Origin of the sequence: Kribbella sancticallisti, from assembly GCF_039530625.1 — a bacterium.
Classification (GTDB): domain Bacteria; phylum Actinomycetota; class Actinomycetes; order Propionibacteriales; family Kribbellaceae; genus Kribbella; species Kribbella sancticallisti.
Genome location: NZ_BAAAOS010000056.1, coordinates 379,088 through 392,879, shown reverse-complemented (window position 1 = coordinate 392,879; position 13,792 = coordinate 379,088). Strand labels below are relative to the sequence as shown.

Annotated in this window: 11 protein-coding genes; all 11 read left to right on the top strand. The window is 69.8% G+C overall.

Annotated features, from left to right (window positions below; genetic code table 11):
* Nucleotides 1-68 precede the first annotated feature (68 nt).
* The 11 genes from ABD255_RS36710 (at nucleotide 69) to ABD255_RS36660 (ending at nucleotide 13,576) form a co-directional block, all read left to right on the top strand.
* Entirely contained in the window at nucleotides 69-1,133 is a 1,065-nt protein-coding gene (locus tag ABD255_RS36710; protein ID WP_344221399.1) for an NAD-dependent epimerase/dehydratase family protein, read from the top strand.
* Between the two features lie 142 nt (nucleotides 1,134-1,275).
* A complete protein-coding gene (locus ABD255_RS36705) occupies nucleotides 1,276-2,553 on the top strand; it encodes a toxic anion resistance protein (RefSeq protein ID WP_344221398.1) in 1,278 nt (425 codons plus the stop codon).
* Nucleotides 2,554-2,582: 29 nt separating this feature from the next.
* Nucleotides 2,583-3,227, top strand: a complete 645-nt coding sequence (locus tag ABD255_RS36700) for a hypothetical protein (RefSeq protein ID WP_344221397.1) — start codon at nucleotides 2,583-2,585, stop codon at nucleotides 3,225-3,227.
* A complete protein-coding gene (locus tag ABD255_RS36695; protein WP_344221396.1) occupies nucleotides 3,224-4,648 on the top strand; it encodes an AAA family ATPase in 1,425 nt (474 codons plus the stop codon). The genes ABD255_RS36700 and ABD255_RS36695 overlap by 4 nt, the downstream gene beginning before the upstream one ends.
* The gene (locus tag ABD255_RS36690; protein WP_344221395.1) at nucleotides 4,645-5,979 is read left to right on the top strand and encodes a hypothetical protein; all 1,335 of its coding nucleotides are present in this window, start codon (nucleotides 4,645-4,647) and stop codon (nucleotides 5,977-5,979) included. The genes ABD255_RS36695 and ABD255_RS36690 overlap by 4 nt, the downstream gene beginning before the upstream one ends.
* The gene (locus tag ABD255_RS36685; RefSeq protein ID WP_344221394.1) at nucleotides 5,976-6,950 is read left to right on the top strand and encodes a glutamate ABC transporter substrate-binding protein; all 975 of its coding nucleotides are present in this window, start codon (nucleotides 5,976-5,978) and stop codon (nucleotides 6,948-6,950) included. Before ABD255_RS36690 ends, ABD255_RS36685 begins: the two co-directional genes overlap by 4 nt.
* Nucleotides 6,947-8,098, top strand: coding sequence for a hypothetical protein (locus ABD255_RS36680; RefSeq protein ID WP_344221393.1), 1,152 nt, complete (start codon nucleotides 6,947-6,949; stop codon nucleotides 8,096-8,098). Before ABD255_RS36685 ends, ABD255_RS36680 begins: the two co-directional genes overlap by 4 nt.
* Complete coding sequence (locus tag ABD255_RS36675) at nucleotides 8,095-10,482, top strand: serine/threonine-protein kinase (RefSeq protein WP_344221392.1); 2,388 nt, start codon at nucleotides 8,095-8,097, stop codon at nucleotides 10,480-10,482. The genes ABD255_RS36680 and ABD255_RS36675 overlap by 4 nt, the downstream gene beginning before the upstream one ends.
* A complete protein-coding gene (locus ABD255_RS36670; RefSeq protein WP_344221391.1) occupies nucleotides 10,479-11,537 on the top strand; it encodes a protein phosphatase 2C domain-containing protein in 1,059 nt (352 codons plus the stop codon). Before ABD255_RS36675 ends, ABD255_RS36670 begins: the two co-directional genes overlap by 4 nt.
* A 42-nt stretch (nucleotides 11,538-11,579) precedes the next feature.
* Entirely contained in the window at nucleotides 11,580-12,857 is a 1,278-nt protein-coding gene (locus tag ABD255_RS36665) for a vWA domain-containing protein (protein ID WP_344221390.1), read from the top strand.
* On the top strand, nucleotides 12,854-13,576 hold the full coding sequence (locus tag ABD255_RS36660; RefSeq protein ID WP_344221389.1) for an FHA domain-containing protein: 723 nt from the start codon (nucleotides 12,854-12,856) through the stop codon (nucleotides 13,574-13,576). The genes ABD255_RS36665 and ABD255_RS36660 overlap by 4 nt, the downstream gene beginning before the upstream one ends.
* The last annotated feature ends 216 nt before the right edge of the window (nucleotides 13,577-13,792 follow it).

Below are 13,792 nucleotides of genomic sequence, written 5' to 3'. Positions count from 1 at the left end.
AGCAGGGGGTGTGAAAGCGGCCCGCCGGGGCACCTGGGGTGGGTCAGTACAGGGTCCTTGGAGTTGTCATGCGGATCGTCATCACCGGTGCCACCGGAAACGTGGGGTCTGCTCTTCTGCGCAGGTTGATCGCTGCCGGTAATCACAGCCTGGTCGGGCTGGCTCGGCGGTTACCCGAGCCGGGTGAGTACGACGAGGTGACGTGGCATGCTGCCGACCTCACCGAGGACAGCTCCGCCGAAGTACTGCGCAACGCGTTCCGCGAGGCGGACGCCGTCGTGCACCTGGCTTGGGCGTTCCAGCCTTCCCACGACCAGGAGTACCTCGAAGCGGTCGGAGTCGGTGGCACTCAGCGCGTACTCGACGCGGTCAAGGCCGCGGGAGTCCCGCACCTCGTGCACATGTCCTCCGTCGGTGCCTACTCCCCCAAGCGCGACAACAGCCCGGTCGACGAGAGTTGGCCGACGTTCGGCGTACTGACCTCTCCCTACAGCCAGCACAAGGCGGCAGCGGAGCGGCTGCTCGACACCTTCGAGCAGGCTGAGCCTCAAACCGTCGTCAGCCGCGTCCGTCCCGGAATCATCGGCCAGCGCTCGGCCGGCAGCGCCCTGCTCCGGTACGGCGTACCGGTGCTCATCCCAGCCGCGGCGATCGGCCTGGTACCGGTCGTGCCACTGGATCGGGGACTGACTTTCCCGATGGTCCACGCCGACGACGTCGCCGACGCGATCGAGCGGATCGTGCTGCGGAAGGCACCGGGCGCGTTCAACCTCGCGGCCGAGCCGCCCATCACCACCGAGCGCATCGCGGAGGCGCTCGATGCGAAAGCTGTGCACCTTCCGGTGGCGATCGTCCGCGCGGCCATGTCCGCCGGCTGGCACGCCCGGCTGCAGCAGGTCGACCCCGGCTGGCTCGACCTCGGATTCGCCACACCGCTGCTGGACACCTCCCGGGCAGCACGCGAGCTGGACTGGTCACCTTCCGTCGACGCGACGGACGTGCTCCGCGAGACCCTGACCGGCATGCGAGACGCGGCGTCCGACCGCACCGCCGTACTGCGGCCGCGGACCGTCCTCGGCCAGGTCCAGCGACTTCTCCGCCGCGGCCCGATCAGCCGCCGCCGCGAACCCTGACAACGACTGCGCAACGGTGCCGCCCTCCCGGACCGGGAACCGCGTAGATTGTGTGCGCGTCACGGAGTGTGTGACAGGGGCGGTGTTTGTCACAGAAGCAGGGGCGTGAACGCACGATGCAGGCCACCGGAGGGGAACGACGATGACCGAAGCTGACAACTCGCAAGGCGCCGCAGCAGCCGCGACACCACCTGCGCAGGCGGCGGCAGCCGCACAGTCGCCACTGCAGCCGCCCGCCGCGACCGCGCCCGGGCTGGTACTGACCGCCCCCGCGCCGACACAGCCGGTAGCCGCGACCGCCGCTCCGAGCCTGGCACCCGCCGTGGATCCGGCCGCGCTGCCCGGTCTCGACACCAAGGTCGACACGTTCCTGACCTCGCTGATGACCGCCGAGCCGCGGTCGCCCGAGTTCGCCCAGAAGGCCGGCGACGTCCGCAGCATGGGCGACGTCGACATCCGGCACGCCGCGGAGAGCTCGAACCGGCTGCTGCAGTCGCCGGTGAGGGCACTGACCAGCGGCGGGCTGTCCGAGGGCTCGACGGTCGGCAAAACGCTGCTCGAGCTGCGCCGGACGGTCGAGAACCTGGACCCGAAGGAAGCCACGGGCACCAAGAAGCTGCTCGGGATGATCCCGTTCGGCGACAAGATCGAGGACTACTTCCGCAAGTACCAGAGCGCCCAGAGCCACCTCGAGGGCATCCTGCACTCGCTCCGCGACGGCCAGGACGAGCTCGGCAAGGACAACGCCGCGCTGAACCTGGAGAAGCAGCAACTCTGGGATGCGATGGGTCGGCTGAACCAGTACGTGTACGTCGCCGAGCGGCTCGACGCCCGGCTGTCGGCGACCATCGCCGAACTGGAGGCGACCGACCCGGACAAGGCCCGCGCGCTCCGCGAGGACGTGCTGTTCTACGTCCGGCAGAAGCACCAGGACCTGCTGGTCCAGCTCGCCGTGTCGATCCAGAACTACCTGGCCATCGACATCGTGATCAAGAACAACATCGAGCTGATCAAGGGCGTCGACCGCGCCTCGACCACGACCGTCTCGGCGCTGCGGACCGCGGTGATCGTGGCGCAGGCGCTGGGCAACCAGAAGCTCGTGCTGGACCAGATCACCGCGCTGAACACCACCACCAGCGGGATGATCGAGCGGACCTCGCAGATGTTGCGGGACAACTCGGTGGCGATCCAGCAGCAGGCGGCGTCGGCCACGATCGGGCTGCCGCAACTGCAGGCGGCGTTCGCGAACATCTACGCCACGATGAACGCGATCGACACCTTCAAGGTCGAGGCGCTGGACAGCATGGCCGCCACCATCGGCACGCTCGAGGGTGAGGTGACCAAGTCCCGCAGCTACCTGGAACGGGTCGCCAGGCAGGACCAGCGGGTCGTCCAGGGCACCCTCGACCTCGGCCGCTGAGGCCGTCGAACCAAGCACGAGCGCCCGGGGTGACGACCTCGGGCGCCGGCGACAAACCAGAAGCGGGGACCGACTGCATGGCGCTGGGTGCCATCTTCAACAGGCTAACCAGTTTCGCGCGGCTGACCGGCCGCAAGGCGGAGCCCGAGCCTGCCCCGATTCCCCGCGCGCCCAGCAACGACGACCTGCTGGCGGCCCTGGTCCGGGTGGAGCAACTGGTCGCGGACGGCGCGGTACCGGCGGTGGTCGCGTCGCGGGTCAACCGGGTGGTTCGGATCGTGCGGGAGACCATCCCGCGGCTGGGCAACCTGGGCGGCAGCGCCCAGGCGTACTCGGTGATGGCGACGGCGACGGACTACCTGCCGGAGGCCATCGGCGGGTATCTGCGGCTGCCCCGGCAGTGGGCGGACAGCAGGCCGGTGGACCGCGGCAAGACCTCGCTGATGATTCTGATCGACCAGTTGGACCTCTTGGGCTCCACGATGGACAAAGTGTTCGACGCGGTGAACCGGGCCGATGCCGCGGCCCTGATCGCCCATGGCCGGTTCCTGCAGGAGAAGTTCGGGACCGGCTCCACCGGTGGTGGTCTGGCCCTCGGGCCGACGCCGTCGACACCACCACCCGACACAGGGTCGGGACCACTACAACCACCACCGGGACGAGGAGGGGCATGAGCGGCGTGGGGGGTACTTCGCTGCAGGGCGCACTGTCGGCTCTGCTGACCGTTGCCGCACGTGCCGGGGTCTCGGAGGAGGTAGCCAGGGCTGAGGCACTGTCGCTCGCGGCTGCTCTGGCCGAGTCAGCTCCTGGCGCACCGGCCGACTGGGCCTCGGTGACACCGGGCGCGGGTACTCAGGACTTCTTCAACTCCGCTGTGCGCGGGCGGAGGTGGAGGGGGGCGCCGACCGCAGTACTGACTGATCTGGTGGCGCAGGGGTCCCCCGAGAAGATCCCGTACGCCGAGGCGCTGGCTGAGGTGGCATCGGCGGCTTGCAGCCTCGGTGAACCCACCATGCGGGTCATCGGCAACGCTTCAGTAGCAGCAGCCGCCCAACTCCAAGCAGCAGGAGCTCGCCCCATTCAGGCGACACCTACACCGGGCCCGGTCGCACAGACTGCAGCAGTAGAAGCCAAGCCCGTAGAAGAGAAGCCTGCAGAACCAGAACGGACAGTAGAAGAACTACTGGCCGAGCTGGACGAACTTACCGGGCTGAAGACCGTCAAGCGTGAGGTGCACCGGCAGGTCGCAGTACTGCGGGTTGAGAAGCTCCGGGCCGAGGCGGGGCTCAAGAGCCCGACCATCACCCGGCACCTGGTGTTCGTCGGCAATCCCGGCACCGGCAAGACCACAGTCGCCCGGCTGGTCAGCGGCATCTACAAGGCGCTCGGCCTGCTCTCCAAGGGCCAGTTGGTCGAGGTGGACCGCTCCGAGCTCGTCGCCGGCTATCTGGGCCAGACCGCGACGAAGACCGCCGAGGTGGTCGCGTCCGCGGCGGGCGGCGTGCTCTTCATCGACGAGGCCTACAGCCTGACCGCCGGGGAGCTGGGCGCCGACCAGTACGGCCGCGAAGCAGTCGACACGCTGGTCAAGGAGATGGAGGACCGGCGCGACGACCTGGTCGTGATCGTCGCCGGCTACCCCGAGCCGATGGAGACCTTCATCGCCGCGAACCCCGGGCTGGCCAGCCGGTTCCGGACCACGATCGCCTTCGACGACTACACCGACGAGGAACTCACCGACATCCTGATCGGGCTGGCCGAGGGCGCCGACTACGAGCTGACGCCGAAGGCGCTGGACCAGTTCACGGTGATCCTCGCCTCGACGCCGCGGAACCGCTCGTTCGGCAACGGCCGGTTCGCCCGGAACATGCTCGAGGCCGCGATCGGGCGGCACGCCTGGCGGCTGCGCGACGTGACGGCACCCAGCACCGACCAGCTGCGTCAGATCGTCGCCGAAGACCTGACCGACGAAGATCTCACCGAAGACCTCACCGACAAAGACCTCACTGACAACGTGCTCACCGGTGAAGAAACCGCCGGCAGTGAGCCGGCCAAAGAGCAGCACAGTGAGTCCGAGCAAGGAGAGACGGCGTGACCCAGACAACCAGTGCGCCTCCGCCGCCGGCGACGTGGTCGCCACCGGCCCCGCAGGCCGCGCCACCGGGCCGGCAGGCTCCGGCCTCCCGGACCGCGCCGAAGCTTGGACCGATCGCCGCCTGGTTCGACGGTACGCCGGGCCGGATGCGCGCCCTGCTGATCGCGCTCGCGGTCGTCGCCGTGCTCTTCGGCGCGGCGGCGGCACAGGGCTTCCGCTCCTCCGATGGCGCCCTGCAGCGCGCTGAGGACAACACCGCCCAGTTGGTCCGGATCCAGTCGATCCACACCAACCTGGTCAGCGCCAACGCCGACGCCACCAACTCGTTCCTGGTCGGCGGCCTCGAGCCGCCCGCGCAACGTCAGCACTTCGTCGACTCGATGACCACGGCCGCCCGGCTGGTCTCCGAGGCGGCCACCGCGCAGCCCGCGGACCAGAAGGCGCTCGGCGAGCTCAACTCCACGTTGCTCACGTACCAGGGTTTGATCGAACAGGCCCGGGCGAACAACCGGCAGGGCCTGCCCATCGGTTCGCAGTACCTGAAGGACGCGAACGCGACGCTGCAGGCCGACTCGCTGCCGCTGCTGGACGCGCTGGTGAAGGCGAACGAGAACCGGATCAACACCGAGTTCAACGGCGTCGGCCGGGGCAACGCCTGGCTGCTGCTGGGTGGTGCGGTCACGCTGGTCGTGCTCGTTCTCGGGCTGATCTGGCTGGCCAGGCGCACCCACCGGTACGTGAACGTGCCGATCGCCGCGGCCGCGGTCCTGGTGCTGCTGACCGTCGTCATCGGCGGCGCGTCCCTGTCCAGCGCGGCCAACGCGGCCAAGGACACCCAGGACCAGGCCTACGCGAACACGCTGGCGCTGTCCCGCGCCCGGATCGCGGCGTACGACGCGAAGTCCAACGAGAGCCTGACGCTGATCGCCCGCGGCTCGGGCACCGCCTTCCAGGACGCCTGGGTCAAGTCGGCCAAGGACGTCGACGATCAACTGGCCATCGGCGGCACCACCAACCGGACGCTGCAGGACACCTGGTCCGCCTACAAGGCGGTCCACGTGCAGATTCGCGAGGATGACGACAAGGGCAGGTGGGACGACGCGGTGACCAAGGCGATCGGCAGCGGCAAGGCGACCTCCAACGCGACCTTCACCACCTTCGACAAGGCCTCCAACGAGCAACTGGACGAGCTCAGCGAGACGACCCAGTCCGAGCTGTCCGACGCGCGCGACGGCCTGCCGCCGATCGGCTGGCTCGGCCTGCCGATCGGCATCCTCGCCGCGCTGTTGATCGCCTGGGGCGTCTCCCAGCGACTGGAGGAGTACCGATGAAGAAGAAGCGCCTGATCGCGGCCTCGCTGACCCTCCTCTTCGCCGCCACCGCCTGCGGCTCCACCACATACGAAGCGACGCAGATCCCGGTCAAGCAAACGCCGCCGGTATCCACCCCGGCTCCGCCGGCCAAGCAGGACTGCACGAACCCCCTGCAGTCGTACGCCCCCGACCCCGGTCCGCTGTCGGCGCCGGGTGCGATGCCAACCGGATCCACGATGGCCAAGATCCAAGCGCACGGCCGGCTGGTCGCGGGCATCTCCGCGGACAGCCTCAACCTCGGCTCGCGCAACCCGATCTCGGGCAAGATCGAGGGCTTCGACATCGACATGATCCGGGCCGTCGCGGAGGCCATCTTCGGCGACGAGAACAAGGTCGAGCTGCGGGTGATCTCCAGCCCGCAGCGACTGCCGGTGCTGAAGGCGCCGCGGACGCCCGGTGCGGTGGACATCGTCGCCCGCAACATGACGATCAACTGCGCCCGCTGGAAGGAGATCGCCTTCTCCGCCGAGTACTACCGCTCCGGCCAGAAGCTGCTGGTGCGCAGCGACATGAAGGCGGAGACGCTGGCCCAGCTGAGCGGCCAGAAGGTCTGCGCACCCGCTGGTTCGACCAGCCTGGACAACATGATCAAGGCGAACCCGAAGGTCGTCCCGGTGACGGCGGACACCGACACGGGCTGCCTGGTCCTCTTCCAGCAGGGCAAGGTCGTCGCGATCACCGGTGACGACACCGTGCTGGCCGGCGAGGCCGCGCAGGATCCCTACGCGCGGATCACCAAGGCACCGGCGTTCAGCGCGGAGCCGTACGGCCTCGGCATGAACCCGGCCCAGGTCGACTTCGTGAAGTTCGTGAACAAGGTGCTCGAGGAGATGAAGGCCGACGGCCGCTGGAAGGCCTCGTACGACAAGTGGCTGGGTCCTTCGCTCGAGGTTCCCGCGGTGCCGCCGGCCCCGGTTTACGGACGATGACAGTAGGTACGCCGACGGCCACCGCGCCGGCGCCTCCGGGCAGGATCGGCAGCAGCATCCCCGCCAAGGATCTGCTGTCGTTCCTCGACGCGCTCGGGCGCTGGCGGGATCGGCGGCGAGCGGAGCTGGACGAGCTCGACCAGGCCGCCCTGCACTCGGCTGACGCCGATGCGTTGAGCGGGGACGTGGTGCTGGCGATGGCGGTCTGGAAGGCCGTGTCCGATCGGTACGAGCTCATCCTGCTCACCTGGGACTCCGGCCGGGTCGGACCGACCGAGACCGAGCGGATCTCCACCTTGATCTGGGGCGGTCTGGACACCGGCGGCGCGGCCGGCTCGCTGGCCGTTTCGTTGCCTGAGGCCTGTACTTTGTCGGACGCGCTCGCCTCGACGCTGCGGGCCAAGCTCCAACTGGCGCCCGGCGACGCGGAGCTCGCGGCCCGGCTGCGACAGCTCCGCGCCCAGGTGGAGCGGATCAACGACCTGGTCGCCCGGGAGCCCGCGATCAGCCGCAACGAGGCGATCGCCACCCACCACGACCTGGACCGCCGGGTCGCCGACCTGACCGACCGCGCGAAGCGTGGCGCCGACATCGGCGGGCTGATCGGGCCGCTGGAGATCGATGCCGCCCACACCGAACGCGACCTGATCGTCGGCGGCGCCACCCGCCGCGAGCGGGCGGCCGACGTCGCCAGAGCCCGCGCGGTCCGGATCGAGCTCGAGGCGCAAGGCCAGGCCGTACGGGCTCTGGCCGACCGCTGTGTCGCCGGAGTCACCCCGGCGCCGCGCCTCGGAGTACCGGATGTGACCGCGCTCGGGCCGGTGCCGAACACCCCGGCCGAGCTGGAGAAGTACCTGACCAAGCTGGACGCAGTACGGCGTGCGCTGGGGCAGGCGCAGTCGGCGTACGGAGCCGCACTGGAGCGCAGGGACGAACTGGCCGCGCGGCTGGACGCCTACCAGGTGAAAGCCGGCAGCGTCGCTCGGACCAGTGGAACCACCGAAGACCTGGCAGAGCTCTACCGGCGCGGCCGCGAGGTGCTCGACGCGGAACCAGTGAACCTGGTTCGGCTTGGCGCACTCGTAGCGGCGTACCAGACCTACCTGGAAACCAGTCTTGCCACTGGACCGAAGCGAGGGACGACATGACGACCAACGCCTGCACCCAGCCGGGCTGCACCGGAACGATCCTGGACGGCTACTGCGACGTCTGCGGCTCACCAGCCGCTACCTCGGCCCCGGCTGCCTCCGCTCCCGGTGCTTCGGCCATTTCGGGAGCCCCCGGCATCTCGGGACCACCGACGGCGTCCGGCGCCTGCACGCAACCTGGTTGCTCCGGGACGATCATGGACGGCTACTGCGACGTCTGCGGCTCCCCCGGCGGTGCTGCCGCCGCAAGCGCGCCAGACCCGATCAGTAGCGCCTCGACGGTGTCACGCGCGTCCAACCGACTCGCCTCGACCCCATTGGGCTCAGCCCGCGCCGCCGCGGCCGGCTCCAAGCTCACCCGCCGCCTCGGTACATCGTCCACCCGCCTGCGCGGGGCCCGGCTCGGTGCCGGCCTGACCCATGTGCCACCGATCCCCGCGATCGACGCGAGCAAGGCGATCCTGGCCAACCCGATGGTCCCCGAGGAGCGCCGGAACTGCCCGAACTGCGGCAACCCGGTCGGCCGCTCCCGGGGCGACCAGCCCGGCCGGACCGACGGCTTCTGCCCCAAATGCCGCAGCCCGTTCTCGTTCTCGCCGAAGCTGAAGGCGGGCGACCTGGTCGGCGGCCAGTACCGGGTGGCCGGCTGCCTGGCGCACGGTGGTTTCGGCTGGATCTACATGGCCCAGGACCAGAACGTGTCCGACCGCTGGGTGGTGCTGAAGGGCCTGCTGAACTCCGAGGACCCCGACGCCGTCGCCGCCGCGATCGCCGAGCAGCAGTTCCTGGCCCGGGTCGAGCACCCACTGATCGTCGAGATCTACAACTTCGTCACCCACGACGGCGCCGGCTACATCGTGATGGAGTACGTCGGCGGCACGTCGCTGAAGACCCTGCTCAAGCAGCGGATGGCGGCCAACCACGGCGAGTACGACGCGCTGCCGGTCGACCAGGCGATCGCCTACCTGCTCGAGATCATGCCGGCCTTCTCCTACCTGCACGATCTCGGCCTGGTCTACTGCGACTTCAAGCCGGACAACATCATCCAGGTCGGCGACGCGGTCAAACTGATCGACCTGGGCGGTGTCCGCCGGATCGACGACATGGACTCCGCGATCTACGGCACGGTCGGCTTCCAGGCGCCGGAAGTGGCCGAGGTCGGGCCGTCGGTGTCCTCCGACATCTACACGCTCGGCCGGACCCTGTGCGTGCTGGCGTTCGAGTTCCGCGGCTACCAGTCGAAGTACATCGCGTCGCTGCCGCCGGTGGCGGAGGTGCCGCTGTTCCAGAAGTACGACTCGGTCTACCGGCTGCTGGTGAAGGCCTGCGCGCCCGACCCGGCCGACCGGTTCGTGTCGGCCGACGAGTTCCGCGTCCAACTGCTCGGCGTACTGCGGGAGGTGGTCGCCGACAAGCTGGGCGTGAAGGCGGCCCAGCACTCCACCTCGTCCATCCTGTTCGGCAGCCCGGGTGACCTCGCGGCCGGTCTGGGTGAGGCCGCCGAACCGTGGCGGCGGCTGCCGTCGCTGGCGCCGGACGAGAGCGACAAGATGGCCGGCTGGCTGAAGACGGTGAGCGTGCCGGATCCGCAGAAGCGGCTGGAACTACTGGTCGACGCGCCGGAGTCCTCCGCGCAGATCCTGCTGGAGATCGCCCAGGCAGCCCTGGAGATCGGGCCGGAGCGGTACGACATGGTCGACACCGCGGTCGCCGATCTGCTGGCGGCCGACCCGTGGGAGTGGCGCGCGGTCTGGATGTCCGGACTCGTGGCGCTGGCCCGCAACGACTCGGCTGCGGCGCAGTCGGCCTTCAACGCCGTCTATGGCCAGGTGCCAGGCGAGCTGGCGCCCAAGCTCGCGCTGGCGGTGTCCTGTGAGATCAGCGGCGAGTTCGACGTCGCCGAGGGTCTCTACCTGACCTGTGCCCGCACCGACGCCAACTACATCGCACCGTCGGCCTTCGGGCTGGCGGCGATCCGGTCGAGCCGCGGCGACCTCGACGGCGCCGTGGGCGCCCTCGACCTGGTGCCGCCGACCAGCGGCGCGTTCGTCCGGGCTCGCCGTCAGCGAGCCGGTCTGCTGGCAGGATCAGGGCGTGGTCTTCCTGCGCTGGCCGAGGCGATGAGCAACATCGAGAGCCTGACGATCGACCCGGTCGACCGGGCGAGCCTGGCCGCGAACGTCTTCCAGACCGCTCTGTACGAGGTGCTCGGCAAGGGCCCGCAGCCCGGTCTGCGGATCGCCGGACGGGAGGCGACCGAGCCGGAACTGCGCACCGGGCTGGAGGAGGCCTACCGTGAGCTCGCCGGGCACGCGGACAGCAGGCAGGAACGGATCGCTCTGGTCGACCAGGCCAACGAAGTTCGAGGATGGACGCTGCGATGACGAGTAAGACCCAGACGGCCTGCCCCAGCTGCGGCGGGCCGATCTCCGACGCCGACCGCTTCTGCGAGGCGTGTGGGGCCGAGCTCACCCCGACCGCGCCCAGCACGCCGGCGATCGACACCGACACCGAGCCGACGGTCGAGCTGGATCCCGGCACGACCGCTCCGACCCCGCCGGCCGGTCCCTGCCGCTCCTGCGGCGGAGTGATCGGGCCCGAGGGCTACTGCGAGAACTGCGGCACGAAGGCCGCCAAGCCCCGGGACCACTTCACCGAGCAGCCTGCGACCTGGGTCGCCGGCACCTGCGATCGAGGCATCCGGCACAGCCGCAACGAGGACGCGATGGCGATCGCGGCCGACGCCGAGCCGGGGAGCCGCGCCCTGCTGGTGGTCTGCGACGGAGTCAGTTCGTCCCTCGACTCGGACGTGGCCAGCCTGGCTGCTGCCCGCGCGGCGCGCGAAGTACTGGTGGCCGGCCGGGCGCAGGGCCTGGGGACCGAGTCCTCGCGGATCGGCGCGGTGGCCGCGCGGCTCAAGGCTGCCGCCGACGCGGCTAGCGACGCAGTACTGGAGAACACGAGCCCGGACAGCCCGAACCCGGCGTCCTGCACGTTCGTGGCCACGGTGCTGGAGGATGGCCTGCTGGTGGCCGGTGTGGTCGGCGACAGCCGGGCGTACTGGTTCCCGGACGATGCGGAGCCCATGGCACTGACTGTGGACGACTCCTGGGCCGCTGAGCTGATCGCTACCGGCGTGCCTCGGCATGAGGCCGAGACTGGCCCGCAGGCCCACGCGATCACCCGCTGGCTGGGCAAGGACGCTCCGGACCACACGCCACGGACCACCTCGGTGAAGGTGACCGGCCACGGCTGGTTGCTGGTCTGCTCGGACGGCCTGTGGAACTACTGCTCCGAGGCGGCACCGCTGGCCGACCTGGTCCGTCAGACCGCTGCGGCCCACAACGGGGAGCCCTTGGCAACCTCCTCGGCGTTGGTCGACTGGGCCAACGCCCAAGGTGGCCAGGACAACATCACCGTCGCCCTCGCTCGCCTCTAGCACAGCCTCGTATCCAACAGCTCCACCGAAAGGACGCCTTCGATGGCCGAGTTCTCCGCCTCCGTGTACCAGAACGAGTTCCTGCCCGACGGCGGCACCGACGTCCACGCGATCGTCACGGTGTCCTGCAGCGGCGCGGGCGCGGCCGGCCAGTCCGGCGGTGGGGACGCCGGCGAGATCATCATCGTCGACACCTCCGGCTCGATGGGTGCCGAGGGCGTGCGGGCCGCCGCGCACGCCGCCCAGACCGCGCTCGACCAGATCCTCGACGGGGTCTGGTTCGCGGTCATCTCCGGCAACGACCGGGCCCAGCTGGCCTTCCCGCAGTCGCCCGAGCCGGTGATGGTGCGGATGGACCAGTTCACCCGGCAGGCCGCCAAGGACGCCGTCGCCCGGTTCTACGCCGACGGCGGCACCGCGATGGGCACCTGGCTGCGGCTCGCGTCCCGGGTCTTCGCCACCGTCCCGTCGCTGACCCAGAAGCACGCGCTGCTGCTCACCGACGGCGAGAACCAGCACGAGTCGCCCGAGGTACTGACCCAGACCATCGAGGCCGTCACCGGCCAGTTCCAGTGCGACTGCCGCGGTGTCGGCGTGGCCTGGCAGGTCGACGAGGTACGGCGGATCGCCAAGGCGCTGCTCGGCACCGTCGACATCATCCCGGCGCCGGACCAGTTGGCCGCCGAGTTCGCCGCGATCATCCAGAACGCGATGAGCAAGGGCGTCGCCACGGCCGACATGCGCGTCTGGGCTCCGCAGGGCGCACAGGTGCTGTTCGTGCGGCAGGTGGCTCCGACCGTGGAGGACCTGACGTCTCGCCGCACCGACGTGAATCCGCTGACCGGCGCCTACCCGACCGGCGCCTGGGGCGACGAGTCCCGCGACTACCACGTCGCGATTCGCCTTGCTGCGAAGGGAATCGGGCAGGAGCAGCTTGCCGCCCGGGTCCAGCTCGTGGTCGGCGAGCAGGTCGTCGCACAAGGTCTGGTGAAGGCGCTGTGGTCCGCGGACGAGGCGCTGACCACCCGGATCAGCCCGGAGGTCGCGCACTACACCGGCCAGACCGAGTTGGCCGACGCGATCCAGGAAGGCCTGGCCGCCAAGGCCGCGGGTGACACCGCGACCGCGACCACCAAGCTCGGCCGCGCGGTGCAACTCGCCGCCCAGACGGGCAACGAGGAAGCGACCACCCGGCTGCGTAAGGTGGTCGACATCGACGACCAGGAGACCGGCACCGTGCGACTCAAGCGCAGCGTCGAGAAGGCCGACGAGATGGCGCTCGACACCGCCTCCACCAAGACCACCCGGGTGAAGAAATGACCTCAGCGACGTGTCCGAGCGGGCATCCGTCCGTCTCCACCGACTACTGCGACGTCTGCGGCCTGCCAATCGGGGCAGCCGCGACGCCCGGGGCCGCGTCGGTGCCTGCCCCCGCGACGGCCGCCCCTGCTCCTACGCCCGCTCCGGCGACCCAGTCCTGCCCGAACTGCTCGGAGCCGGCCGCGCCGGACGCCTTGTTCTGTGAGAACTGCGGCTACGACTTCACCACCGGCACGATGCCGCGCCCGGCCTCAGCACTGGACCTCGGTACTCCGCCTCCGGTGCCCCCGGCGCCGCAGCAGGTCGCCGACTGGGTGGTGGAACGCTGGGTCGACCCGGACTGGTACGAGGTCCAGCAGAGCGACGACCCGTGCCCCTCACCCGGGCTGCCGGCGGTCATCCCGATCACCGCGAAGAGCGTGCTGGTAGGCCGTCCGTCCAAGAGCCGGGGAATCACCCCGGAGATCGACTGCGGCGAGGACACCGGCGTGAGCCGCCGTCAGGCCCAGTTGACCACCGACGGCCAGCGCTGGTGGGTGGAAGACCTCCAGTCCTCCAACGGCACCTTCGTCGGCCCGTCCTCCGGCCCACTCCCCGAGGACCCCATCACCCCCGGCCAACGCCGCGAACTCGGCAGCGACGACCGCGTCTACGTAGGCGCCTGGACCCGTCTCGTAGTACGCAAGGCCACCCCGGAAGAACAAGCCGGCCAAGCTTAAGAGCAGGACAGACAACCTGGACTATGATCTTTTTAAGTCCGGGTTAAAGAAACAACCTGGACTTAAACTAGTAGGAGTCCAGGTTGAGTCAACTGATAACAAGCATCTGGGCCTCTAGCCAAGATGCTTACGGACCTCGTAGGCATCGGCGACCGTGCGAGTATTCAGCGTACGTTCCCGACCCGCTGAGCGCCCACTCGCTGGAGCTGAGCGCCG

Bases quoted from the DNA above. Each gene is read 5' to 3' on its own strand.
- ABD255_RS36710 (WP_344221399.1), top strand. From the start codon at position 69: ATGCGGATCGTCATCACCGGTGCCACCGGAAACGTGGGGTCTGCTCTT.
- ABD255_RS36705 (WP_344221398.1), top strand. From the start codon at position 1,276: ATGACCGAAGCTGACAACTCGCAAGGCGCCGCAGCAGCCGCGACACCA.
- ABD255_RS36695 (WP_344221396.1), top strand. From the start codon at position 3,224: ATGAGCGGCGTGGGGGGTACTTCGCTGCAGGGCGCACTGTCGGCTCTG.
- ABD255_RS36685 (WP_344221394.1), top strand. From the start codon at position 5,976: ATGAAGAAGAAGCGCCTGATCGCGGCCTCGCTGACCCTCCTCTTCGCC.
- ABD255_RS36680 (WP_344221393.1), top strand. From the start codon at position 6,947: ATGACAGTAGGTACGCCGACGGCCACCGCGCCGGCGCCTCCGGGCAGG.
- ABD255_RS36675 (WP_344221392.1), top strand. From the start codon at position 8,095: ATGACGACCAACGCCTGCACCCAGCCGGGCTGCACCGGAACGATCCTG.
- ABD255_RS36670 (WP_344221391.1), top strand. From the start codon at position 10,479: ATGACGAGTAAGACCCAGACGGCCTGCCCCAGCTGCGGCGGGCCGATC.
- ABD255_RS36665 (WP_344221390.1), top strand. From the start codon at position 11,580: ATGGCCGAGTTCTCCGCCTCCGTGTACCAGAACGAGTTCCTGCCCGAC.
- ABD255_RS36660 (WP_344221389.1), top strand. From the start codon at position 12,854: ATGACCTCAGCGACGTGTCCGAGCGGGCATCCGTCCGTCTCCACCGAC.